The 24,624-nt window shown below is 44.4% G+C and carries 19 protein-coding genes and 1 pseudogene; 5 read left to right on the top strand and 15 right to left on the bottom strand.

Annotated features, from left to right (window positions below; all coding sequences use genetic code 11):
- Window positions 1–72: 72 nt before the first annotated feature.
- Window positions 73–1,569 (bottom strand): HAMP domain-containing sensor histidine kinase, encoded by a 1,497-nt coding sequence (locus NSQ68_RS01700; RefSeq protein WP_342427779.1) that lies wholly within the window; start codon window positions 1,567–1,569, stop codon window positions 73–75.
- Window positions 1,566–2,252 (bottom strand): response regulator transcription factor, encoded by a 687-nt coding sequence (locus NSQ68_RS01695; RefSeq protein WP_250242209.1) that lies wholly within the window; start codon window positions 2,250–2,252, stop codon window positions 1,566–1,568. The genes NSQ68_RS01700 and NSQ68_RS01695 overlap by 4 nt, the downstream gene beginning before the upstream one ends.
- Before the next feature lie 290 nt (window positions 2,253–2,542).
- Here NSQ68_RS01695 and NSQ68_RS01690 point away from each other — a divergent pair, with 290 nt between their 5' ends.
- The 5 genes and pseudogenes from NSQ68_RS01690 (at window position 2,543) to NSQ68_RS01670 (ending at window position 8,268) form a co-directional block, all read left to right on the top strand.
- Entirely contained in the window at window positions 2,543–4,897 is a 2,355-nt protein-coding gene (locus NSQ68_RS01690; protein ID WP_342427778.1) for a glycosyltransferase family 39 protein, read from the top strand.
- Between the two features lie 17 nt (window positions 4,898–4,914).
- Window positions 4,915–6,006, top strand: coding sequence for a glycosyltransferase family 2 protein (locus tag NSQ68_RS01685; RefSeq protein WP_342427777.1), 1,092 nt, complete (start codon window positions 4,915–4,917; stop codon window positions 6,004–6,006).
- 3 nt (window positions 6,007–6,009) lie between these two features.
- Window positions 6,010–6,432 (top strand): GtrA family protein, encoded by a 423-nt coding sequence (locus tag NSQ68_RS01680; protein WP_342427776.1) that lies wholly within the window; start codon window positions 6,010–6,012, stop codon window positions 6,430–6,432.
- Window positions 6,429–7,310 (top strand): UTP--glucose-1-phosphate uridylyltransferase GalU, encoded by an 882-nt coding sequence (gene galU, locus NSQ68_RS01675; protein WP_342427775.1) that lies wholly within the window; start codon window positions 6,429–6,431, stop codon window positions 7,308–7,310. Before NSQ68_RS01680 ends, galU begins: the two co-directional genes overlap by 4 nt.
- Window positions 7,311–7,451: 141 nt before the next feature.
- Window positions 7,452–8,268 (top strand): annotated as a pseudogene (locus NSQ68_RS01670) (class I SAM-dependent methyltransferase).
- A gap of 193 nt (window positions 8,269–8,461) precedes the next feature.
- On the opposite strand, the gene NSQ68_RS01665 reads toward NSQ68_RS01670, so the two are convergent.
- From NSQ68_RS01665 to NSQ68_RS01605, 13 genes are all read right to left on the bottom strand, one after another.
- The gene (locus NSQ68_RS01665) at window positions 8,462–9,211 is read right to left on the bottom strand and encodes a glycerophosphodiester phosphodiesterase (RefSeq protein WP_342427774.1); all 750 of its coding nucleotides are present in this window, start codon (window positions 9,209–9,211) and stop codon (window positions 8,462–8,464) included.
- 88 nt (window positions 9,212–9,299) lie between these two features.
- The gene (locus tag NSQ68_RS01660; RefSeq protein WP_342427773.1) at window positions 9,300–10,361 is read right to left on the bottom strand and encodes a hypothetical protein; all 1,062 of its coding nucleotides are present in this window, start codon (window positions 10,359–10,361) and stop codon (window positions 9,300–9,302) included.
- A 24-nt stretch (window positions 10,362–10,385) separates the two neighbouring features.
- The gene (locus NSQ68_RS01655) at window positions 10,386–12,281 is read right to left on the bottom strand and encodes an HSP90 family protein (RefSeq protein WP_342427772.1); all 1,896 of its coding nucleotides are present in this window, start codon (window positions 12,279–12,281) and stop codon (window positions 10,386–10,388) included.
- 420 nt (window positions 12,282–12,701) lie between these two features.
- The gene (locus NSQ68_RS01650; protein WP_039274274.1) at window positions 12,702–14,216 is read right to left on the bottom strand and encodes an alpha-N-arabinofuranosidase; all 1,515 of its coding nucleotides are present in this window, start codon (window positions 14,214–14,216) and stop codon (window positions 12,702–12,704) included.
- Between the two features lie 350 nt (window positions 14,217–14,566).
- Window positions 14,567–15,349 carry a muscle M-line assembly protein unc-89 Uncoordinated protein 89 gene (locus NSQ68_RS01645; protein ID WP_342427771.1) on the bottom strand — a complete coding sequence of 261 codons (783 nt, stop codon included), beginning with the start codon at window positions 15,347–15,349 and terminating at the stop codon, window positions 14,567–14,569.
- A gap of 449 nt (window positions 15,350–15,798) precedes the next feature.
- On the bottom strand, window positions 15,799–17,715 hold the full coding sequence (locus NSQ68_RS01640; protein WP_342427770.1) for an ABC transporter ATP-binding protein: 1,917 nt from the start codon (window positions 17,713–17,715) through the stop codon (window positions 15,799–15,801).
- On the bottom strand, window positions 17,705–18,856 hold the full coding sequence (locus tag NSQ68_RS01635) for a hypothetical protein (protein ID WP_342427769.1): 1,152 nt from the start codon (window positions 18,854–18,856) through the stop codon (window positions 17,705–17,707). The genes NSQ68_RS01640 and NSQ68_RS01635 overlap by 11 nt, the downstream gene beginning before the upstream one ends.
- The gene (locus tag NSQ68_RS01630) at window positions 18,853–19,542 is read right to left on the bottom strand and encodes an ABC transporter permease (protein WP_342427768.1); all 690 of its coding nucleotides are present in this window, start codon (window positions 19,540–19,542) and stop codon (window positions 18,853–18,855) included. Before NSQ68_RS01630 ends, NSQ68_RS01635 begins: the two co-directional genes overlap by 4 nt.
- Before the next feature lie 4 nt (window positions 19,543–19,546).
- A complete protein-coding gene (locus NSQ68_RS01625; RefSeq protein WP_039274259.1) occupies window positions 19,547–20,434 on the bottom strand; it encodes an ABC transporter ATP-binding protein in 888 nt (295 codons plus the stop codon).
- Window positions 20,415–20,846, bottom strand: coding sequence for an SPASM domain-containing protein (locus NSQ68_RS01620; protein WP_342429047.1), 432 nt, complete (start codon window positions 20,844–20,846; stop codon window positions 20,415–20,417). Before NSQ68_RS01620 ends, NSQ68_RS01625 begins: the two co-directional genes overlap by 20 nt.
- Before the next feature lie 724 nt (window positions 20,847–21,570).
- Window positions 21,571–22,425 (bottom strand): carbohydrate ABC transporter permease, encoded by an 855-nt coding sequence (locus tag NSQ68_RS01615; RefSeq protein ID WP_250245138.1) that lies wholly within the window; start codon window positions 22,423–22,425, stop codon window positions 21,571–21,573.
- 18 nt (window positions 22,426–22,443) lie between these two features.
- Window positions 22,444–23,328 carry a sugar ABC transporter permease gene (locus NSQ68_RS01610; protein ID WP_013308374.1) on the bottom strand — a complete coding sequence of 295 codons (885 nt, stop codon included), beginning with the start codon at window positions 23,326–23,328 and terminating at the stop codon, window positions 22,444–22,446.
- A gap of 36 nt (window positions 23,329–23,364) precedes the next feature.
- A complete protein-coding gene (locus NSQ68_RS01605; protein ID WP_342427767.1) occupies window positions 23,365–24,618 on the bottom strand; it encodes a sugar ABC transporter substrate-binding protein in 1,254 nt (417 codons plus the stop codon).
- Between the last annotated feature and the right edge of the window lie 6 nt (window positions 24,619–24,624).

Below are 24,624 nucleotides of genomic sequence, written 5' to 3'. Positions count from 1 at the left end.
CCTCCCGAGCCGTTATTTAACCAAAGCTGCGGTTCGGGGGGCTTTTTTTATGTTACGCCATAATCTGCAATACTATACTGTTCCTGCTAAAGGCAGCGTTACTTTGAATACACTCCCTGTTCCCGGTGTGCTTTCGGCCGTAATGTTCCCGCCGTGTGCTTCCACGATAGACTGTGTAATGGCCAGACCAAGGCCCGCCCCGCCTGAGCTACGTGTACGCGATTCATCTCCACGATAAAAACGCTCAAATATCCGCTCCAGCTGTTCTTTACTCATGCCTGGTCCGTTATCACGAATTTGGATATCCACCAACTTCTTACCTGCAGACAGGTTTACCTGGATCACACCTCTTTCCATATCGGTATGCTGAACCGCATTGTGAAACAGGTTGAGCACTACCTGCTTGATCTTATCCCCCTCTGCCAATACCCGTATACCTGCCGTCATATCAAAAACCACTTTACGTGTACCTGCCAGCATAAGGAGCTGCGGTTTCATTTCCAGCAGCAACGCATCTAGTGGTATGTCTTCCAGCTTCAACTCCGGTGTTCGATCCAGCTTAGCCAACAATAGTAAATCAGAGACAAGTTTATTCATCCGCTTGGATTCACCATACATACTTTCTAGTGCCGACTGAAGCTGCTTCGGATTAGATGCTGCCCCACGAAGCAGCACTTCCAAGAAGCCGTGAATAGACGTGAGCGGGGTGCGCAGTTCATGGGAAGCATCCGCAATAAATCGTCTCATCTGCATCTGCAATTCCCGCTCGGCAGCAAAAGAATGCTCCAGCCGTTCCAGCATCCCGTTAAATGAAACCGCCAAACGATCCACCTCATACTGCCCCTGCTCTGCATCAAAGCGCTCGGCCAGATTGCCGGCATCAATACGTTTGACTGCCTCGACCATCCTGGAAAGGGGCACCAACGTGCGGCGCAGCACAGGCAGCATAAGCGCCAACCCAATCGCAAGCGCAATCAGAGACAATAAAATAAAGGTGCGAAGCTGGTTAATCAACTGCTCTTGCATAGAAGTCGTGGATACGCCCATTTGAAGTAAACCGGAAGAACGGTCAGGTGGACCGAGCGGACGGAATACAACCAGTTGCTCTTTCCCCTGATCATCCGTAATTAATTGATAGCCGTGACGCATGCGCTTACTCTGCTGCATTGCTTGATACTGCTGAGTGGTGAGACGCGGCGGTTTAAGTCCATTTTCATTGGACAAGCTCTGGAAGGTGCCGTCTATACCTATAGAAGCAAGCGACATATCCGGCCAAAACAGAAACGGTCCCGGTCGATTACTCCTTCGATTGGACTCATCTTGAGGAACGGTTACCCCAGCCCCGCTCTTTTCCTGCGAATCCTTAATCAATAAGTCGGCAGGAATTGAATTCAGCTGTGTATTCATAGCTTCTGCCCGGCTGCGATACAGAAAATCTTTCATCAGAAAATATTGTAGAAAACCAATCAATACGAGCAGCAAAGCCAAAATGAGTAATGTTCTGGCTAAAAGCTGGGACCGGAGAGAACGGAGTGCATATTTTCTCCGACTTTTCCCGCCCGCCTTCATAGCAGATCCACCCGGTATCCCACACCGCGCAGCGTACGGATGACCCGGTGCTCCTTGTCTTTGAGTTTTTCACGTAAAGAGCGAATGTACACCTCAACAATATTATCCTCGCCTCCAAAATCGTATCCCCATACCCGGTCCAGAATACGACTTTTACTCAGCACAATCCCGTGATTAAGCACCAGAAACTTCAATAGTTCATATTCGGTAGGCGACAGTTCCAGCACCTGACTCTGATAACGAATTTCCTTGCGTCGATCATCCACTTGAAAGGGGCCGTGAACCACTTCTCCCAGCAGATCGGGGAACTGATTGCGCAGGCGCGCTTCAATGCGAGCCAGCAGCTCATTAAAACTGAAGGGCTTTACGACATAATCATCCGCGCCGAGTTTTAAGCCCTTTACCCGGTCGTCTACATCATCCTTGGCAGTCAGCATAATGACCGCGATGTTATCCTCCGTCTCCTTGAGACTTTGGCACACCTCAAAACCGTTCATTTCCGGCATCATCACATCCAGCACCGCTACATGCGGACGAAACTCTCTTGCCAAATCGAGCGCTGCACTCCCGTTCTCGGCGGTTCTGACTTCATATCCTTCATTAATCAGTCCAAGCTCTAAAAATTGCAAAATATGAGGCTCATCATCTGCCAGCATAATTTTAACTCCGTGTATTGGATTCATTATTCATCTTCCCTTTCATGTTGCCACATTTTTCTCATAAAAAAGCCAGTTCATTTGCTACCTGTATCTAATATAACTGAATCCTGTCGTAAAAAAAGCATCCCTGCTCAGCTTTCAGCTAACGTTCAGGGAGCGCTCAGAACGCATTAAGGTACGTCTGGCATGATAATAGCAAGCCGGTAGTTCACCGGGCCAAGATCGGAAGCGGCTGGTCATTCCGCAGTCCTGAAGATAGCGGCTAGAACAACGGAATAAATACAAAGAAATTTTTCACAGGGAGTGGAATGAACATGATTAAAAAATGGTTTAAGACCAGGGCGGACATCCCTCTGATCATCATTATGCTGATATCCGCATTTTTGAACGGATACAACATCTGGCAAGACAAATATGTAAACACCTACTACACGACGGCCGTAGCAAGCATGCTACAAAGCTTTCACAACTTCTTTTTCGCCTCACTTGATTCTGCCGGATCGGTAACGGTAGACAAACCGCCTGTGGTGTTCTGGATTCAGTCGCTGAGCGCCTATATATTCGGTCTTCACGGTTGGAGCGTTATCCTGCCGCAAGCGCTGGCTCAGGTCGGATCGGTCTTGCTCGTTTACCTGCTTGTCAAACCAAGCTTCGGTACACTGGCTGCACGGTTGGCCGCCTTCGCCATGGCAACGACACCGATAGCCGTAGCGGTTAGCCGTACGAATAACATCGACGCTATGTTGGTTTTCACACTGTTGCTCGCAACATGGCTATTGTTCAGAGGCATTAGAAATAGCAAAACGGGGCTGATCCTTGCTGCTTTCGCAGTCGTAGGCATCGCCTTTAACGAAAAAATGTTACAAGCCTATATGATCGTTCCCGCATTGGGACTGTTCTACCTGCTGGCTTCCAAGTTTAACTGGAAGCGAAAAGCAGTAACACTGGTAGGATCAGCAGTTGTCCTCCTGATCGTATCACTCTCTTGGGCAGTCGTAGTGGACTCTACTCCGGCAGATGAACGCCCTTATATGGGGAGTAGCGGTACGAACTCTGTGCTGAATTTGGCCTTTGGTTATAACGGTCTGTCCCGTCTAACAGGAGATCAGGGTACAGGTGGCAATCGTGGCGGTGAACGCACGGATCGGAACAATAACGCTGCAACGAATAGTAGCAATACGAACACAGATCAGGCTCAGACGACCACATCATCGGACAGCACTACCTCTACGGATGACTCAGGTACCAACAACATGACAGCAGGCGGATTGGGTGCAAGTGGTCAAATGCCACCGGGTGGATTTGGCGGCAACGGACAAGGTGGTCCTGGAGACGGGAAAGGTGGCCAGGGCGGTCCAGGCGGTGGACCGGGAGGGAATTCTGGTGGCGGCATGTTCGGTACTGGCGAAAAAGGACCTTTACGGTTGTTCCAATCCTCCCTGTCAGGTCAAGCCAGCTGGCTGCTTCCATTTGCATTAATTGCTTCCATCGGCCTGCTTGCAAGCATTCGACGTCGTAATATCACACAGAAACACAAAGAGGTCATCTTCTGGCTGGCCTGGTTGATTCCCGTAGCTGCATTTTTCAGCGTAGCAGGATTCTTTCATCATTATTACCTGATTATGCTCGCGCCACCAATTGCAGCGCTCTTTGGAGCAGGATTCGTAGAATTGTGGCAGCAGTATCGCGAGCGTTCCAACTGGCTCTCCTGGCTGTTACCCGCAGCAGTATTGGCAACCTCGGTATTTAGCTGGTTCGTTTTGCAAAATTACAACGACACCATTGGCAGCGGCTGGTCCATAGCGGTATTGATCCTAGGGATCATCGGCACAGCGCTACTGGTAGTAGCACGAATGAAATCTGAGAAGTTCACTAGATTCGCCATCATTGCAAGTGTACTCGCTATGTTTATCGGTCCTGCATATTGGGCATTGACACCGATCATCTACGGAGGGAACAGCATGATTCCACAAGCCGGACCCACTCAATTTGGCGGCGGTGGTGGTGGCGGAATGCCAGGTGGCAATGATCGCAATAGAGGTCAGAGCGCCAATGGACAACAAGCCGAAGGAACTCAAACGAATAACCAGACCAATAATGCAGAGAATTCCAGTCCTGATGGAAATACTTCAAGCACACAAACAAGTACAGACACGGAGCAAAAATCTTCTACCCGTTCCAGAGGAATGGGGGGACCCAACGGTAGCCAAAGCTTAGATCAAAAAACGTTGAGCTATTTGCAAAAAAATAACACAGGTGAAACCTACCTTTTCGCAGCAAGTAATTATTCAACGGCTGCTCCTTACCTGGTCGAGGCCGGACAAAAAGTAATTATTATGAACGGTTTTGTATCTTCCGATCCAGTCTATACCGTCGATAAAATTAAGGCACTGGTCGAAAGCGGCCAAGTGAAGTACTTCATGATTTCTGGTGGAGGCGGCGGACCGGACGGCGGTAACTCTGAAGTCACTACATGGATCAAAGAACACGGCAAGTTGATCCCTACAGATGAATGGAAAACAACAACAGACGAAACAAGTACAGACGTTAAAGCCACCGAGAGCGGAAGTGACACCACGAACAGCAATGCGAACGCCCAGGATGGTCAAGGTGGCCCTGGCGGAGACGAACGTGGCGGAAGCGGTACTTTATACGAAATCACATTATAAATGAGGAGGAACTACGAATGAGTGAACCCATCCGTTATTCCATAGTTATTCCGATGTACAACGAGGAAGCCGTTATTACGGAAACCTACCGGAGGCTGAAACAAGTCATGGGCTCAATGGGCGAGCCCTACGAGCTGATCTTCGTCAATGACGGAAGTTCGGACCGCAGCGTCCAGCTTATCAAGGAATTCAGTCTCAGAGATGACACAATTGTATTGATTGATTTCTCTCGTAATTTCGGTCATCAGCTAGCGATTACCGCCGGGATGGATTATGCGGTGGGAGAGGCGGTCGTCGTCATTGACGCCGACCTCCAGGACCCGCCAGAACTGATTGTTGAGATGGCAAACAAGTGGAAGGAAGGCTATGAAGTGGTCTACGCCAAACGGCTGAAACGCAATGGCGAAACTCGCTTCAAGAAATGGTCTGCCAGCCTCTTCTACCGTGTACTTAAAGCATCAACGGATATTAATATCCCGGTCGACACCGGGGACTTCCGTCTAATGGATCGCAAGGTTATAGAAGAATTGAAACGGCTGCCGGAAAATAACCGATTCGTTCGTGGACTGGTCAGCTGGATCGGATTCAAACAAACTGCTGTAGAATATGAGCGCGACGAGCGGCTCGCGGGCGAAACCAAGTATCCGTTGAAACGAATGATCAAGCTCAGTCTGGACGGGATCACATCCTTTTCGATTAAACCGCTCAAGCTGGCAGGGTATATCGGCGCACTTCTATCCATGTCCGGCTTCCTGTATCTGATGTACGTATTGTTTCTCAACTTTTTCACCGATTCCTATGTGATGAAGGGCTGGTCGTCTATGATTAGCATCAGCCTGATCTTTGACGGGGTGATCCTGATCATTCTCGGTATTATGGGTGAATATGTTGGACGGATTTATGACGAAACCAAAGCACGCCCGCTATACATTGTCCGTGAGCATCTGGGTGGACAATACGAAAACGGTCCGACACATGCTATGAAAGTCCCTGAACCACGTGACTCCCTGTACATGCAAGGAGCACGTGAGAGCCTGATTTCGGCAGGACGCACAGTGCGCGGCAACAGTGCAGTATATACCGGACCTAAATCCGGTCATGGAGCCTAACCCATGAAAAGTCGCATGGCCCAGCTGCTTCCTATGATCCGATTTGGCATCGTAGGTCTGGTGAATACGGGCGTAGATTATATCATTTTTATGCTGCTGGCTTGGGCCGGAATTCCGGTCATTGTGGCGCAGATCATTTCGTACAGCTGCGGCACAGCCAATAGTTATATTTTGAACAGCAAATGGACATTCAACAAACAACTATCAAACAACACTAACAAGGGGCAATTACCCAAATTCATTGTCATCAACCTGATCGTTTTAGGGATAACCTCCTTATTACTGCAAGTGCTTCACACTGGAACCGAGTTGCCACTTGCTTTAAGCAAGCTGATCGCCACCGCAGTCGCAATGATCATCAATTATATCGGGAGCCGATACTGGGTATTCGGTTCCCCATCCCGAAAGGAAAGTGAGTTTCTATGAGAAAAATTACAAAAGCTGTTATTCCAGCCGCCGGATTAGGAACCCGTTTTCTACCAGCTACGAAAGCTTTACCGAAAGAGATGCTTCCAATCGTAGACAAGCCGGCTATTCAATACATCGTAGAAGAAGCCATCAAGTCCGGAATTGAGAGCATCATTATCGTAACGGGGCGTAATAAAAAAGCCATCGAGGATCATTTTGACAAGTCTGTGGAGTTGGAGCAGGTACTGGAGAGCAAAGGTAAATATGATCTCCTGCGTGAAGTTCAAAGCATCGGGGGGAAAGCAGTCATTCATTATATCCGTCAAAAAGAACCCCTCGGCTTGGGACACGCGGTAAGCTGCGCTCGTCAGTTCATCGGCGATGAACCCTTTGCCGTGTTGCTGGGCGATGATATTATGAATTCCTCCACCCCGGCGATCCGTCAAATGATGGATGTCTACGAAGCGACTAGCAAGCAAGTGGTCGGCGTGCGCACGGTGGAAGAACAAGATGTGAGTAAATACGGCATTATTGACTCCACTCACCAGAACAGTCTCATCCACGAAGTCGGCGGACTTGTTGAAAAACCATCTCCGGCAGATGCCCCTTCGCGGCAGGCAGTCATTGGTCGGTATGTATTGGAGCCTTCCATTTTCTCTATATTGGAAAACCTGTCCACTGGAGCGGGCGGTGAATACCAATTGACGGACGCCCTTCATCAAGTAGCATTGCAGAACCAACTGCTCGCCTTGGAACTGGAAGGCACACGTTATGATATTGGAGATAAAGCTGGATATCTGGAAGCCGTGCTCCACATGGGTATGCAACGCGAAGATTTGCGTCCAATGCTTGACTCCATGATGCGCGAGTGGGCGCTTGCTTCAATGATAAAATAGGGAATTTCCCTTCCGAAATCCGACGGGTGCTGTGAAATCACGAGAGTAGATGGATGAACATGTAAACTTGTACAATATAGGAGTACAGCAGCATTTGAATCTGCTCAGCCGCCCAGTCGAAACTAAGGAGGAAAAGGACCTATGATACCTGAAGGAAATCTGCAAAGCAACGTAGACCGTTTTAGCGGCTTTGCCGACAACTACGATCAGCACCGCCCGGAAGCACCGTCACTCGTCGTGGAAATTATCAGCCGCTATCTGGAGCGAAACATAGAGCTAGTTGCCGATATTGGCTGCGGTACAGGACTTTCAACTTTCATATGGGAAAACGCCGCTCGGCAAGTCGTCGGTATCGAGCCTAACTCGGACATGAGAGGAAAAGCGCAGCACAAGCTGGAGACAGCAGGAACGACAAAGGCAGGAACCATTTCCTTCAAAAGCGGGTTCTCCAACAAGCTGCCCTTTGAAGACGGGACTATAGACGTCATCACCTGCTCTCAATCCTTTCACTGGATGGACCCCGAGAGCACGCTTCTGGAAGCGGGCAGGGTCTTGGCTCAGGGCGGCGTGTTCGCGGCCTTTGACTGTGACTGGCCACCGGTGCTGCAATGGCAGATAGAGCAAGCTTATCACCAAAGCGGATACCCTTTTGGAACAGGAATCCCCAGTAGAGCAACAAGCTCATAAATGGAGCAAGGATCGGCATTTAGCTAATCTGCATCGCAGCGGACAATTCCGATATACCCGGGAGATTGTCTTTCACAACCGCGAGCAGTGTGACGCAGCTCGTTATACAGGGCTCGCTCTCAGTCAAGGGGGTATTCAAAGTCTTTTTAAACTTGGCAATCGAGCGCTTGACGACGATATAGCCCGCTTCGTGAAGCTGGTAGAGAATCATTTTCAGGGCAGAACACTAGACATCATGTTCAGCTATCGTATGCGGCTCGGCATCAAATAGAAAGGAATCAAGGTCATCGTGGATGATACGCTCTTCGGATTAGAGCAAAAAAGACTCTCCCTCGCCTCGTAAAAACGAGTGCGTACAGGAGAGTCTTTTTTGCTTCAATAAATAGCCACAGACATATCCTTAAATAGCCACAGACATATCCTTGCAAACCTTACCTTAGTCACCATTCCGATGTGTCTTCGACTTAGGAAGAGCGAACAGCCAATAAGTGCGCCAACCGATCAGGAAAGTCCGTGATAATGCCGTTCACCCCGGCCTCCAGCAGACGCTTCATTTCTTCTGGCTCATTCACCGTCCATGGGTGGTAGACGACGCCTAATGCCAAAGCCTCTGATACAGCTTCTGGTGTAACAACTTGTTTGTAGGCATGAAGTGCGGTAACCCCGAATTGGGTGGCATACTCGGATGGACGGACCATAATTTCGATATACAGTGCTCCTGTCTTAATCTCGGGAGCGAGCTGCGCACAGAGCGCCAGCGATTCGTGATTAAAGCTGGATATGATTACCCGCTGTTCCAATCCGAAACGCTTCACCGCAGCAATGACCTCTTCCTCCATACCCGGATAGAGATAAATGCTGTTTTTCAACTCTAAATTAATAATTGTATTCGAGGAGGACTGGGCTAGTTCCAGTAGCTCATCCAGCATCGGGACCCGCTCACCTCGGAATTTCTCACCAAACCAGCCGCCCGCATCCAGTTTATTTAATTCTTCCAGCGTAATATCCCTTACATCCAGTGAGCAACCTGTCGTACGCTCCAGCGACTCATCGTGAATCAGCACCAGATGCCCATCGTGGGTACGCTGCACATCCGTTTCTATACCTGTTGCTCCCAGTTCCAAGGCGTGGCGGAATGCCGCCATCGTATTCTCAGGACATACACCTGAAGCTCCGCGGTGTGCGAAATTAATCACCTTTTCGGTTACAGTCACAACATAACCCCTCCTGTCATTTCACAGGAACATTATACCTGCTCATTGTTTGGGCAGTATAAAATATTCGTCACAACTACTACTTCTTCTATGCCGTTTGAACCATTTTCCCGATCCACTCGGAATAAAACGTATTCCCGTTCCGTCGATCAAAATCAGCCGCCGCCAACTCTGCCAGTGGCCTAAAATACGCAATGATTTCTGTCAATGTGCGCTCCTCTTTCCCCCATTCCAAGGAAGCCGGCAACCGGATCAGCCGTTTTTCTCCCGAAGTGTCCAACTTTTGCAGCAGACTCACCATCGTCGCGTAAAAATACATCTGCTCCAGCCCGCTCTCATAGTCTAGCGCCATATGTAGATGACGCTCTACCACTTCGATCCCTTGAACCGGATCAGCAATCGCCAAATATTCGATATGCTCCGCTATCGTTTTCAGAAAGTCACGGTCATCCCGAACTAGGCGGTAGCCTTTGCGATGCTGCTCCTTCGCCTGATCAACCTCGCCTTGACGATAAAGCGGCAATAGCACCTGCGAGAGCGTCACATGCGGCACTTCTGCACATTTCATACGACCCGACAAAATCGGTTTTGCCACGGCAAGCGCCTGCTCATCTTCTCCGGTCAAGTAGTAGAAACGCACCATCTGGCTTTGCTCGCAGGCCTCACAATCACTCATACTGTCCCGCTCGACCAAGCGGAAGGTATCCAGATATCGCCGTGCTTCATCCAGTTCACCCATGTCCATCGCGATACGGAACTTATAATAGTAATATGGACGCTCATTATACCCATATTCGGCATAACGTCTGCGCATATCCTCCGCCAGATCTTCTATTTGAGTCTTCGATATATTGGAAAAGCTGCACACCTTACCGAGTATCCATTTGTAATTCCACAACAGTTCAACTGGATCGTATTCCTCTGGATTTTGATCAAATTGGCCCAACTGCCACGAAAAAGCAATCAGCGACTTCAATGGATATCCGTTAAAAATAGCGCAGTCTACAATCTCTCCCCGGATTTCATAAGCGAGTTCCTTCAATCCAGAAGTGTCTGCCAAGCGGACTGCTTCTTCCAGAATCGCCAGCTTTGCCGCCCCTCCGGGTAGATCCTGCGCCTGTTCCATCAAATCATATATCGTATCTTCCATTTGGCTCCCCCTATAATTACGTAGTTACGCATTTTGTCCGTTCCCTAATCCCCAATTGATAAAATGCAGCACACTCCGATTCATCAGTCCCAACTCACTGCGGTTCATCGGGTAGTGCCCCATCATAAGCGCATTCACATACATCATTTCTGTAGCTGCCGTGACCATCTGCGTATCGGTAGCTTCAAGAATCCGCGCCACCACCGGGTTGTTCAGATTAAAGTATAAGGTGGAATAACCCGAATTCTGCTGGACTCCTGCTTTCAGACTATCAAGCACATTGGAAAAAAGTGAGGTGGTCTCCTCAACCGTATTTTCCATAGAGCGCAAGGTCAGGGCATCCTGAGAAATGGTATACAACACTGGCAAACTCGCAGGCTCAAAACGCTTCAACTCAGCGCGGCAACGCATCGGCTGCAAAGCAGCATCCATGACACGTAGCACACCGTAATAATTCTCGCGCTCTTCCTGTGTTAGCCCGGTAAATGAAAGAGATACTTCCTCAGGGCTAAGACGCTCTGTTTGCAGGTTAGAGTCAATCCAATGCAGCTTTTCCAAAATGTCTGAATCATAAATATAGCCGCCATTGATCACCAACATGGATTGCGCCGCCGCCACATGCGTAATCTGACGATACTCATCTACTGTCGATGTGTAATGCAGTGGACGTCCGTCCGCCTCTTGGATTAGTTCACTCAGTTCACGCCGCCCAAATGTACTTTCGAAGGAAAACCAACGGTACATTATCCGCAAAAATTCATCATCCTCCACGGCGAGCGCCTTCATGGACAGCTCATGCAAACGAATCCAGTGCTGCAAGCGATCTGGCTCATACTGCGCCATGCGTAGCAGTTCTTCCCGAATACAGGTCCCCAGTTCAGAACGAACATCGTCAAGTTGCTCATTCTCATAAAAATACTCACGTGATGCCGTTGGTTGCAATTCATCCGTCCAAATCAGGCTTTTAATGAAAAATGCCCATTCCGGCAAAACATTTTCCGCCTTGTCCGACACCAGCATATGCTTCAGGTACACCCGATGCAGCCGCTTGCTGTTCAGATTAACACTGCGAGGCAAAATGAATGCAATCCCGCCCGTTCTGCCCGATGCCGTCCGCAACGGTATAAAATCACTGAAGCGCTCGCCCATCAGGCGATAGCCTAAATCCAGCACCTCACTACGGCGACTCCGTAATTGTTCTGGATCCTGCATCCAGCTCGTCGATGGAAGATTAACGCGCTTGGTCTCCCCGCCTACAGACAGCATGACCGGATACGGTAGCAACGCACCATAATAGAATAAAGACTCCTCTACATGTGCTAGCTCATAATAAAACTCACTTCCCGGCTTGCAGCGCAAATAAATTTGCGTTCCTACGGGCAGTTCGGTCTCCAATCGACGAATCGTATACGTCCCATCCGGCTTCCCTCTCCATTCCATGGAGATGCCTTCCTTCACCGAGCGGGTCAACACTACTATTTCATCGCTCACCATAAAGCAGGATAGCAACCCAATCCCAAAGCGTCCGATAAACGAAGTCTCAGAAGCCAGCAAATCGGCTCCCTTCTTGGAAGACTGACCGATAATCGACAAAAAACGGTGAATGTCTTCTTCTGACAATCCAATGCCGTTATCCTGAATCATCAATACCTGTTGCTCCCCGGAACCAGATAACTCTACGATGACTTTGCCTTCATAGTCGTTACTCTCAGAAGCTGTATCTTCAAGGGCCTTGTCTTCTTTTAATACTTTACTTTCAGTAGCAACCTTCCGCAGCTCCTTGCGAGCCGTGATCGCATCTGTTGCATTTTGCAGAACCTCACGTATAAACACTCGTGGACTGCTATATAAATGATTGGCCAAAATATCAATCATACCGCCCAAGTTCACTTGAAAACGATATTGGTCTGTCTGACTCATACAGATCATTCCTTTCTCGAATTGCTACAACCATCATCTGATTTTAAATAGACTGTCTTTTAAAGTATAACGTGGATTGAAGTCGGATTGTACACCCTGTATTTCAGGTATCAGTACGTTGGCAACGATATAATAGGGTCTTTTTTCACCTGGGAAGTCTGGCACTGGGTCTAATTAACTTCATAAAAATGTACGGAGTACGATCACTTAGTGAATAAAGATCATCTTTGTCTAGTTAAATTTAGTAATAAACATAATATTTATTTAAAATCCACCCTTCTCTTAGAACCCTATATCTATGGAGGGACAAATGGCTCATTTTACGCAAAAAGCTCGCATTGCCGCTCTTGTAATACTCTTACAAGAGAGAATGCGAGCTTTTTTAGATACAGTCGAAGCTGTACCTTTTATAGAAGAGAATTAATGAGACTTAGCGAGACGGATAACATTCCACGATGCTTTGCCCAAATGAGCTTTTACAATTCCGTCATCAAGCTTGGCGTTACCGCCGTTGTGAGGCGTAACTTTTTCACCAGCTGGACTGTTGGTCGCTTTAAGATCATCATGCTCCAATACAGTATGCTCGACAATGCGGTAGCCTTCAAAACTGCGTACATCTACTGTCAGCTCCAGCGATTCAGACAAATGACGGTTCACTGCAAAGACAGTCAGTGCGTCCCCCTCTTCATCATAAACTACAGCGCTGTCCAGATAAGGGATGTCTGTGAAGTCCTTGGAATCGTATTTTTCTGAATCCACGACAGGCATCAGCGATATCCCACGACCATAACGGGAGGCATGCAGATACGGATAGAAGATCGTTTGTTTCCACGCCTTTCCGTTATTCTCGGTCATGATTGGCGCAATAACGTTGACCAGTTGGGCGAGACAAGCCATTTTCACACGATCCGCGTGGCGCAGGAACGTAATCAACATGCTGCCTACCAACAATGCATCCTCAAAGTTATAGATATCCTCAAGCTGCGGCGGTGCCACAGACCACGGATCAATTTTTTTGTCCGCATCATTGGAGTGGTACCATACGTTCCATTCGTCAAAGCTGAGCATCATTTTTTTCTTGCTGCGTTTCTTCGCTTTGATATAATCACAAGTCGAAATAACGGTATGAATAAAATGATCCATGTCCATGGAACGTGCCAGATAATTAGCCGTATCGTTATCATGGTTGCCATAGTATTGGTGCAAGGAAATATAGTCGGCTACCTCATACGTATGATCCAGTGTGGTTGCCTCCCATTCCGGGAACGTCGGCATCGTGGAGCTGGAGCTGCCACAGGATACAAGCTCAATGTCAGGATCAATCAGCTTCATAGCTTTTGCAGATTCAACAGCCAGACGGCCATATTCTTCTGCTGTCTTGTGACCAATCTGCCATGGGCCATCCATCTCGTTACCAAGACACCAAGTTTTAATCTTATGTGGTTGCTCAACCCCGTGACTACGACGTAGATCACTCCAATAGGAGCCGCCTGTGTGGTTGCAATATTCCACCAGATTACGCGCAGCATCAATTCCGCGTGTACCCAGATTAACCGCCATCATGACTTCGGAACCTACATCCTTGGCCCATTTGAAAAATTCATTCGTACCCACTTCATTTGGCTCGACCGTTCTCCACGCCAGCTCCAACTGTCTAGGTCTGGACGCGACAGGGCCGACACCGTCTTCCCAATTGTAACCGGATACAAAATTACCGCCCGGATAGCGTATAATAGGAACATCAAGCTGTTTTACCAACTCTTTAACATCATTACGGAAACCGCTTTCATCACTGGTTGAATGAGTAGGCTCGTAAATACCGCCATATACGGCACGCCCGAGATGCTCTACAAAAGAGCCATAAATGCGTTTATCGACTTCAGCAATACGAAAAGATTTGTCTACAATCATCTTTGCTTTTACAGCTGCTGCCACCTAAACCATCCTCTCTGAATGCGAAAATAAAATCCGTTCTACCACCAAGACTAAGAAGCCGTTTTATTTACTGTTTTAATATAACACACCCTATTTATTATAGTCAATATTATCATTAAATACTTAATATATTTATTAACATTCGTGGTAAACGATAAGCAATTGGTTACGTATTTCTAAATATTTTGTTTTATAAACAAACTTATTGAGTGAATAACCACTTTGCTAATTGGTAATAGTTGTCCTGATGTTCATATTTCCATTAGAGTAAACGGGAAGTGCTTCTTTGAACGATAGCGTTCGTCTGAAAGCACCCTCCTGATTTCCGTACTATACACATAATAGCCCGATCAGACTGCAATATTCACCTTAACACCTGCAATCTTAGCTTCGTCTTTAGCTGAGTCCATATAGGCATGGAGCTCTTGTTCAGTCCACCTCCTACCAACCTCTATACTTGCTTCCTTCTCATCCTTTGGTTCATCTCGATCTGTTATCGTAGGTTCCTTATTCACTGCTTCACTAATGCGCTCGTTGATGTTCAAGGCAATCTCCATAATTTTTCCATCAAGGCCTTCTGCCTTCTCACGTAAAGTAGCTGATCTTGCAGGATTAGTATTTTCCCAACCTTTAGCTTCACTTTTCAACGTAATTTGTGCCATTTTATTGATTTTTGAATTCTTTAACTCGTTGTTTGCTGATACAATACTATGCATCGTATATGTGATTAGACTTTGTTTTTGCTCCTCTGCAGTCTTGTGCGTATATTGTTCCTTTTTACCTTCCTGAGCTTCTCTTTTACTTTCCTCATCCATGCTAAAAGCTTTTTTTTGTTCTTCCATTAACTGTTTCTGAATGTTCTCGTCAATTTGTTGAATCTGCATATCTATCTTTTCCATTTCAGCTTTTACAGCATCCGGACCGAGGCCACGTTTTAGAGCATTACTTATATAGTCCGAACGCCTTTCCATCAAATTTTGCTTTTGCTCTGTCAATTGTTGAATAACCTTGTTTTGCGGTTTACCTATACTCTTCCTTTCAGTCTGACTGGAAAGGGGATGCCGTAATTCAAGTCGGTTGTTATCTGCGGTGCGGAACGGCGATTGGTGAGATGATGTAAATGATACATTCATCCTAAAACCTCCAATTCTTTTCTGATAAGTGATTCTAGAAATATATCGGTTTATTTTGTATGTTTTTTCATCATTTTTACAAATCTTTATTCTTTCTTGTTCCACCGCTAAGCAGTACGTTATCGTTTCGAATAAGCTGTCATATATAAGCAACCTCTCCCAATATACGCTGCCTGTGTCTTCCTTGCTTTCAAATATAATATCTCCATTACGCTACAACGACTCGAATCTATAGACTGAAAAGAAAACTTCGTACATTGTCCCATCAATATTGTCTAACTCATATATAAATTTATCCATGAAAGCAAAAAAGAGGAGCCCCACTCCCAAAGGGAAGCTCCGCTGTTCGTTCTTGTGACTATAACTTGTATATTCTACATAGTCTACTTCTCTAGGTAAAAAATAATACTGTTCCCAGTCCAAATATATGCCGGAATCCCTATACACAGTTAGCGTGTATCATTAGTAACTAACGCTTTCTGGAATGTATTAATTTCATCAGAAAATAAATCATAGTAAAGCCCTCGACTTTCAATTAGTTCTTGGTGAGTTCCTTCTTCTATAATCTGACCCTTATCCAGAACTAAAATTTTGCCTGCATATAGAACAGAGGTATAACGATGAGAAATGTAGAGGCAAAGCCTATCAATAACAAAATTTTGAAATTGGCGAAATACTTGCTTTTCTGACTCTGGATCAAGAAATGAACTAGGCTCATCTAATACGTAAACGTCAGCCTCTTTGAAGAGCGCTCTGGATATAGCTATCTTTTGCCACTGCCCTCCTGAAAGCTGTATACCCCCTTCAAAGTTTCTTCCTAGCTGTTGTTCTAATTGATTAGGAAAATGTCGTATTACCTTATCTACTCCTGTATATTGTGCCGATTCCCATAGCCTAGTATCAAATTCAAGATGTTCTATGCTGCCAAAACCTATATTTTCTCTTACTGAAAAGTCGAATTGAACAAAATCTTGAAATATAACGCCTACTTTCTTGTAAAGCATTTCTTTATTGTAATTTCGAATCGAGATAGAATTGATTAGAATATCTCCTTTAAAGTCATCATATAATCCCGTTAAAAGTTTTATCACAGTTGTTTTCCCTGATCCATTCCTGCCCACTAGAGCAAGAGATTCACCACGCCTCATTTTAAAACTTATATCTTTGAGAGCCCATTCTTTTTGATCTGGGTAGGCAAATGAAACATTTTTAAATTCTATGCATTCTATCGTTGGATCAGCTTGTATACCTGGTTCTCTTAGCAACATACTAGAACTGTCTTGTTTATGTTTTATGTTAAAAAAAGCGAATAATTCATCTAGATACAGATTATGATCACACAATGAAATCAATCCTTGAGATACTGTGTTAATATTTTGATTAGCTAATAATACTGCTTGAACTAATGCATAAATACTGCCAACGAGAAATTCTTCTTTCCATGCTATTTGTATAATCATAATCAAAGCAATGGCTATAAATATTGTACTTATTACTTGAAAAGACAAATATAACGCAATACGTTTTTTGGCTAAATACTTATCCTCTTTGTAGAAAACATCAAAAATGCCCTTATATTTCGCTGTAAGGTAGTCACTAAGTTGATACAATACGATTTCTTTAAAAGACTTCTCATTAGTCAATAAGTAATTAATATACCTGGATTTACGTTGTAAAGGAGCCCGTTTTTTCTTGGCCACATATTGAATTTGTGTGAACCTTAATAAAGAATAAAAAGATGCTGGTGGGGAAACAACAAGAATGAGTAAGACCCACCATCTGAATGCTATTAAAATGGCGATACTAGAGCATAACGTAACCATGGAACTTAACAAATTAATGAGTTCTTTATAGATCTGAATAGGTCTATCTATTGAGTCGTTTTGTACTCTTTTGAGTTGATTATGTACTTGCGGACTTTCAAAATCCGCAAGATTAAATGTTGATGTTTGTGATACTATTAATGTTTGTAATTTATTTATCAGTGAAATTTGGAACAATTTATCAGAGTATTCAATTAAACTTGAAATAAGCAAACTAGAAAACATCACGATAATTACAGGGAAAACTGCGCTTATTTGAAGCTTATGCCATACCGTGCTAGTCTCTAATTCAGAAACCAAATACTGTATGGAAAGAAGGTTAGCAATCGGGAGTATTCCTTTTAGTAGATAGCCAAAAATAATGATAATAAAGTAGACAGGTTCTGTACTCCATAATAACTTAGTTAACTTTGGCCAATATTGGAATGAATGAAATATAGCCCTTATATTCACATGGTCTGCCTCACGTTCCATGCATTCATCCCTTTCTTTTATATCTATTATTATCGGTTCTTCACGAAATCTCGCTATTTTAGCTCTCACTCTCCTGAAGTGTATAGACATTTCCGGGATTTTTTTCTCTAACCTCCATAATAATGTCATTTTTGAGTCGTTTAAAAGCGTTAACTTGCTCATTGGACAAGTGGGGCGGTTGCGGCAAAATGTAATCAATCCACTTACTCGCCCAATCCATCCCACGATTGAATTCTAAGAGCTTATTTGAATAAATATTAATTTGAAGTTTATTATGATGGTGTACTATTATTTTCGGCTCGAACGATGACATGGAGTGCATTCTGGTGATTTGTAAGGTATAGCGAACCGGGTGTGTTTCTTTTTTCTTGGCCACTTGATACAGCGTTTCAAAAAGGGCGGCAAATTGCTTTGCTTGATACGAACTAATCCCCTTATACTCTACTTGTGTTTGTCCCACAGTTATTTTTTGAAATGACGATGTCTGTATATTCTCATTAAATAGCCTCTCATATCCCCACACGCCAATCAGTAGGCTACAGGCAAACACAGTACTAATCCAAGGGATTATAGACTTTTTGCCACCTCCGCGCCGACTGGATAACAATGTGCCTAATCCGTAAAATAATAAACTACAGCCTGAGAGTCCAAAGAGATTTCGCCAGTTGATCAAATAGGGGTTAAATATATTCACTACAGGAGATATGTAACGAAATTTTTCATTAAAAGACCAGGAAACTAAACCTATGGGAAGGTAAAAAGCAATGAGTAAAGTGAAGGCCAACCCATAATGCTTTACTACCTGCCCCAACAAGAGACCCAACATCGACGAAAAAAAACTAGAAAAAAACACAATGATAACCAAATTCCATAATGATACATCAGCGAATGATTTCCATAAAAGTCCTACCATCATGAGCAAGAGAGGAAACGAAAGAATTAAAGAAACATAAAGCTGATAATTGATTAGACGGTAATTAGGAAAGACAGAAATATATATATACGGCTCTGTATGATTACGATTATGTATACTCGCAATCTGCAAAGAAAAAAAAGCTACAAATAACAAGTTAATACTATAAGTTATTGCAATACCTTCATTCATTATTAAATTGAATAAAACAACCACACTAAAGGAAACGAGCAAGGTTACTGCTTGTTCTCTTCGGAGCAAAAGCTGCAGCCAGAAACGAACTATAATTCCATTCATTCTTGTACCCTCGCCATCCATAGATGATTACTGACTTTTATCAATATCCACATAAGCAAAAATAGGAATATTCGCCCAAAAACAAACGAACGTGTAAAGAAGTTGGAAATAATCCAATCTGGATTAAACCAGATTGAAATGTAGGGCAAGTTGATAGTAATACTGGTTAAAAGGTAGACGAGCATTACAATGTTCACATACAGTTGTTTACGTAAGAGCAAGTTCAATATGACGGTAACTTGAACAGAATATCCCATAGTTGCTACACCCGCTACTGTTAGATGAAGCAGTGTCAAGAATGGAGCCTTACCATGAGTCGTCCATTGAACTACACAAATCATAGCTAAAGCGACAAACTGAAATAAGCAAACCACTCCCCATAATACACAACTCTTACAATAAAAATATTGGGCTCCTTTATGCAATTTAGGCATAATAACAGAAGAGATCATTTTTTGCTTCTCGCCATCATAAAGAACAGAATACATCAACGGCATTAGTAATATGGTAAAGAACATTTGTCCATGATGCAAAAATATCCATAACTCGTTATTCTTATTCCCTGCTCCTAGATATAAAAATAAAGGAATTAAAAAACAAGAAAACGTTAGTGCTATAAAAAACACTATACTTTTTTTCATAAGCAAAACTTCAAATTGAACTAGGGCTCTGGTTACTTGTCCCATTCTGCTAACTCTCCTCTGGATCGGAAATGTACAGATACGCATCCTCAAGATTAGCCGTTTCAGGTGTGACTTCCGTACAACAATCTGGAGGATGGTTACACAATAATCGAGCCTGAATTCTTCCTTCCTTCCGTACAATGGAGGTGATTCGAGCTTGTTGGCTTAATTGTTCTAATTGATGTTTACCAACATCAACCAACCATACTTTACCCTCGACAGTTCGAATCATATCGTCTATTGCCCCTTGATACAGATTACGGCCTTCTTTTAAAACGAGTAGTTTGTCACATGTGCTTGAAACGTCAGGAACAATATGAGTAGATAACAATATAATCCGACCTTCTCCATAATTCTGAAGCAAGTTTCGAAAAGCAATTCGCTCTTTGGGGTCCAGTCCAACCGTAGGCTCATCAACAATTAACAACTTAGGCTGTCCTAACATAGCTTGGGCAATTCCTAAGCGTTGCTTCATTCCCCCAGACAGCTGTTTTATTTTTTTATGAACTTGATCGATAAGGCCCACCTCAATTAATCGCTGTGATGTCTCCTCTTGAATATGACGCTTACCTTGAATACCTTTTAAAGCCGCAAAATAGTTCATAGATTCCAAAATCGTTACATTTGGAAAAAAATCAAAATGCTGCGGCAAGTAACCCAGTAAAGAACGAATAGCATCCGGTTCTTTTTTCAAAGAATATCCGAATATTTCAACTTCCCCTCGGTCGAATCTAAGTAAAGTGGCAAGAATTTTCATTAAAGTGGTCTTACCCGCCCCATTGTCTCCGAGCAGTCCGAATATACCATTATCAATGTGGAAATGAAGCTCGTTAAGTACTTGGTGAGAACCATATGACTTACTTAAAGCTTGAATATCAATTGTCAAATGAGACATCCTCCAATAGTTGCTCTCGCTGACGCTTGGCAGAGAACAGGTTTTTCTTATCTTCTTTAGTTAATCGTAAATACAATTTCATACAATCCATTATTGCACTACGAGTAAAGTTACAGTATCTATCCACTGGCTCATTAATCGAACCACTAAGCACCATATTTTCTTGAAGACAACCTCCACCACATAGATTCTTAGCCCAACATTCTCCACATACAGTTCTCTTCTCTAAACGCATCTCACTAAGCAAGCTACTCTTCTTTCTTACATCCATCCCTTCCCTTACATTCCCTAAAGAGTAATCCTTTTCATTAACAAATCGTTGACAAGGATAAAGATTACCATGCACATCAACGGCAAGCATATGCGAGACCGCCCCACAAAAATAATTTCGCTTAGAAGAAGAATGAATCATCTTCAAGTATTTTAGAATGTTCGATATCTGACGTGCTTCCCCATATTTTTTAGCCTGAAGCAAAGATTCAAAATGAACAACCAATTTGGTGAATTCTTGTGCATACTTCTCAAAGTTACAAAATAGGAGAGAAGTCCAAGAAGATTAGTTCCCAGACCTCCTAATTGACTATCTGTGTTCGAAAGCCCTATCGTTGCAAGTTTTACTTCAATTAATCGCTATCATTATTAGTACACCAATGACCACTTTCTTTGCTACAAAACCAATCGGTAGCATCACAACCTACACAACGATCTTGTGTATCACAGAGAACGCAAGTCATAGGAGATACACTACCTTCAGCTGCTTGGTTAATAGGATCGAACAATTTGATTCACCTCTTTTTTTGTATTTTCTTATTTCTTTTCCAATATAATCATTTTTTTTCGTTACACTCCATACTTTTTTTGAGGTAATTATGTAAAATTTGTTAACACATAACTTTTGAGATATTTTCAATTAAATATAATAAAAGTATAGTTTGCCTTGTCTAAAAAAGCCGGCCGTTGTTAATATAATGCATACCCTAATGATTCTGGAGGCCGCAACTTCTAAGAATGAATATGAGCTGGTCAGGATTTTCCAATTTTTCTATAAAACAAAAACACAAAAAACGGAGGGCTTCTTTGGATTAAACTTTGAAGTCCTCCGTTTTTTTGTGTTTATCAATTTACGTATTAAACTACTACTTAATCCCCGAAATCGTATAGTTCTCAATAATATACTTTTGGAAAACAATGAAGATAATCATGATCGGAACGACCATGAAGGTCGAGCCTGCCATTTGAAGGGCAAATTGGCTTTCATTCTGTCCCTTGAGTAGTGACAGTCCGACGGACAAGGTGTACAGCTTCTCATCGTTCGCAATAATGAGCGGCCACAAGAAGCTGTTCCATCCGCCGATAAAAGTCAGGATGGCCTGTACTGCGATAATTGGTGTCGAGATAGGCAATACAATTTGCAGAAAAGTACGGAACTCCCCTGCTCCATCAAGACGTGTCGCCTCCAGCAGTTCTTCCGGGATATCGGACATGAACTGCCGGAACAGGAAGATCGCGAACGCGCCTACCAATCCAGGAAGGACAATCCCCAGCATGGAATTAGTCAATCCCATCTGGTTCAGGATCAAATAGACGGGAATCATCGTCACTTGACCTGGAATCATCATTGTTGCCAGTACCAGGTAGAACAGAAATCCTTTGCCTTTAAATTGGAACTTGGCAAAGCCATAACCTGCCATGGCATTCAGGAATAATCCGAAGAAGGAAGCTAAAACAATGATCAGCGTATTCGTCAGATAGGTACCAAAAGCCATGCTATCGAATAGTAATTTAAAGTTATCCAGCGTAAAATGCTGCGGCCAGATGGTCGGGGGAATTTTAGTTACCTCGCCCTCAGTCTTAAAGGAGGATAAAATCATCCACGCAAAAGGCAGCACCATCAACAGACCTCCCACGGTCAGGAGAGTCGCCACGAACCATTGAAATGTTTTTTCACCACTGCGCGTATTGGCGCGGGCTTGCTGAACAGCTGTTTTCACGTTCATCACCTCTCTCTATCAGGACTCCGCTTTATTTTGCAAACGGAACTGAATCAGCGTCACCGCGATGATCGCGAAGAACAGAATGAATGATCCCGCCGCGGCATACCCGAATTTACTAAATTGGAAGCCGTTATTGTAAATGAACAGGGATGCCGTCAGCGTACCATCGAGCGGTTTCCCTTTGGTCATGACAAACGGCTCCTCGAAAAATTGCAGCCAGCCGATCATCGTCGTGATGGACACGAAGAAAATAGCGTAACGAAGCTGCGGAAGCGTAATATAACGAATTTGCTGCCATGTATTGGCACCGTCAAGCTGAGCCGCTTCATAATAAGAACCCGGAATCCCTTTAATAGCCGCAATAAAGATAATCATGTTTAAGCCGATGCCCCGCCAAACTGCTAACACAATCAACGAAACTTTCGCTACTGTTGGATCGGTCAACCATGGGACGGGACCTAAATTCATCAAACCAAGTACATAGTTGAATAATCCAAGCGTCGGATTATACAGGTAGCTCCAAACGACCGCGACCGCAACCACATTCGTTACGGACGGTAGATAGAACACGACGCGGAATACTTTGAAAGCACGTGATTTACCCATGTTAATCAGAATCGCGATGCTAAGCGAAAATATCAGCACCAACGGAACACCGATGATGACGAAGAACAGGGTATTACCAAGGGACTTTATAAAGGAAGGGTCCAATAGTACGTTTGTATAATTTTCGAGACCTATAAAGCGAATACTATCATAATTAACGAGTCCGGACAGATCCATATCCGTGAAGCTGATCACGAGCGCCAGTAGTATCGGCAACAGCGAAAACAGCGTTAACAGGATGATGGAGGGACCGATAAACAAGTATGGCGCAAGCTTCTGCGAGCTTCCTTTCATGCCTTCACTCCCTTTGACAATGGCGGATATGGATCATTATTTCTTCATAATACTTGCAGCCTGCTGATTAAAGTCATCCATTTCCTTCTGTACATCGGCATGACCGCGGTAAATACGCTCGAAGCTCTTGATAAATTGTTGAGAAACCTCTTCCCATGCAGCCAGTTGCGGCAATGCTGCGGAATGATCTAGCTGTTTGCGAATCGTCCGAAGCATCGGATCACTCTTAAGCTTGGCATCTTCCCACGATTTAGTAGTCGCAGGCAAGTTACTGGACAGTTCCATCCATTTCAGTTGCGTTTCTGGTTTGCTCATGTAAGCCATGAATTTGGCCGACTCCTCTGGGTGCTTGCTGAATTGCATAATTGATAGATTCGCTCCACCCAAAACGGACAGGTTGTTTACTTTGCCAGGAAGCTCCGCTATATTCCACTTACCTTCCAGCTCTGGTGCCTTGCTCTTGATTTCTTTAATCATAAAAGGACCGCTGATAAACATTGGAACAATACCTTCACCTTGCAAGCCTTGAACGGAGTCAATTCCAATATCCACTGCGTTAGAGCCATTTTGGAAAAAGGTATTTACATACTTCACAGCATCTACAAACGGTGGTTGGTTGAACAGCGGATTTCCCTGCTCGTCAACCAGCTTGGAACCGTTCTGGAGAGCAAACATAAAGCCCATAGACTGCTCCTTTGCACTAAAGGAGATGCCATATTTGCCTTTGCCCCGAGCCGCCAGCTTTTGGGCAGCATCGGAAAGCTCTTCCCACGTTTTAGGTGCTTCATTATATCCGACTTGTTTCAGTAGATCAGAACGATAGAACAAAACTCTCGTTTCAGTGTACCAAGGCACGCCGACCGGTTTTCCTTCAAATTTTGTCGTACCTACAGCACCCTCGAAGAAATTCTTCGATTCCAGCTCAGGATACTTGCTGATATAAGGGGTAATATCCGTCAATGCACCCGCAGACGCAAGTTCTGGAACCCATGATGTACCTAACTGAACCACGTCCGGACCGGATTTTGAAGCAACTGCTGTCAGCAGCTTATCGTGAGCGTTATCCCAAGGCAACGCCTGTACCTCAACATGAATATCTGGATTTTCCTTTTCAAAACCTTTCACAATTTCAGGCAACAGCTTTCCTTCTGCTCCCATACCCCATAAGGTTATGGTCGTCTTGCCGTTCGCATCTTTGCCAGACGAATCATCCTTGGACGAGCAGCCCACCAGCGCGCCTCCCAGTAATAAGGTACTTGCCAAAATGATCCCTAACGTTCTTTTCATCATACGAAT

It is taken from the genome of Paenibacillus sp. FSL L8-0158 (assembly GCF_038592965.1).
GTDB classification, from domain to species: domain Bacteria; phylum Bacillota; class Bacilli; order Paenibacillales; family Paenibacillaceae; genus Paenibacillus; species Paenibacillus polymyxa_D.
The sequence above is the reverse complement of the archived record's forward strand: the minus strand, read 5'-3'. Positions and strand labels throughout refer to the sequence as shown.

Coding starts and splice junctions, on each gene's coding strand:
- NSQ68_RS01700 (WP_342427779.1), bottom strand. CDS start 1,569: ATGAAGGCGGGCGGGAAAAGTCGGAGAAAATATGCACTCCGTTCTCTC.
- NSQ68_RS01695 (WP_250242209.1), bottom strand. CDS start 2,252: ATGAATCCAATACACGGAGTTAAAATTATGCTGGCAGATGATGAGCCT.
- NSQ68_RS01690 (WP_342427778.1), top strand. CDS start 2,543: ATGATTAAAAAATGGTTTAAGACCAGGGCGGACATCCCTCTGATCATC.
- NSQ68_RS01685 (WP_342427777.1), top strand. CDS start 4,915: ATGAGTGAACCCATCCGTTATTCCATAGTTATTCCGATGTACAACGAG.
- NSQ68_RS01680 (WP_342427776.1), top strand. CDS start 6,010: ATGAAAAGTCGCATGGCCCAGCTGCTTCCTATGATCCGATTTGGCATC.
- galU (WP_342427775.1), top strand. CDS start 6,429: ATGAGAAAAATTACAAAAGCTGTTATTCCAGCCGCCGGATTAGGAACC.
- NSQ68_RS01660 (WP_342427773.1), bottom strand. CDS start 10,361: ATGGAAGATACGATATATGATTTGATGGAACAGGCGCAGGATCTACCC.
- NSQ68_RS01655 (WP_342427772.1), bottom strand. CDS start 12,281: ATGAGTCAGACAGACCAATATCGTTTTCAAGTGAACTTGGGCGGTATG.
- NSQ68_RS01645 (WP_342427771.1), bottom strand. CDS start 15,349: ATGAATGTATCATTTACATCATCTCACCAATCGCCGTTCCGCACCGCA.
- NSQ68_RS01635 (WP_342427769.1), bottom strand. CDS start 18,856: ATGAATGGAATTATAGTTCGTTTCTGGCTGCAGCTTTTGCTCCGAAGA.
- NSQ68_RS01630 (WP_342427768.1), bottom strand. CDS start 19,542: ATGGGACAAGTAACCAGAGCCCTAGTTCAATTTGAAGTTTTGCTTATG.
- NSQ68_RS01625 (WP_039274259.1), bottom strand. CDS start 20,434: ATGTCTCATTTGACAATTGATATTCAAGCTTTAAGTAAGTCATATGGT.
- NSQ68_RS01620 (WP_342429047.1), bottom strand. CDS start 20,846: ATGATTCATTCTTCTTCTAAGCGAAATTATTTTTGTGGGGCGGTCTCG.
- NSQ68_RS01610 (WP_013308374.1), bottom strand. CDS start 23,328: ATGAAAGGAAGCTCGCAGAAGCTTGCGCCATACTTGTTTATCGGTCCC.
- NSQ68_RS01605 (WP_342427767.1), bottom strand. CDS start 24,618: ATGATGAAAAGAACGTTAGGGATCATTTTGGCAAGTACCTTATTACTG.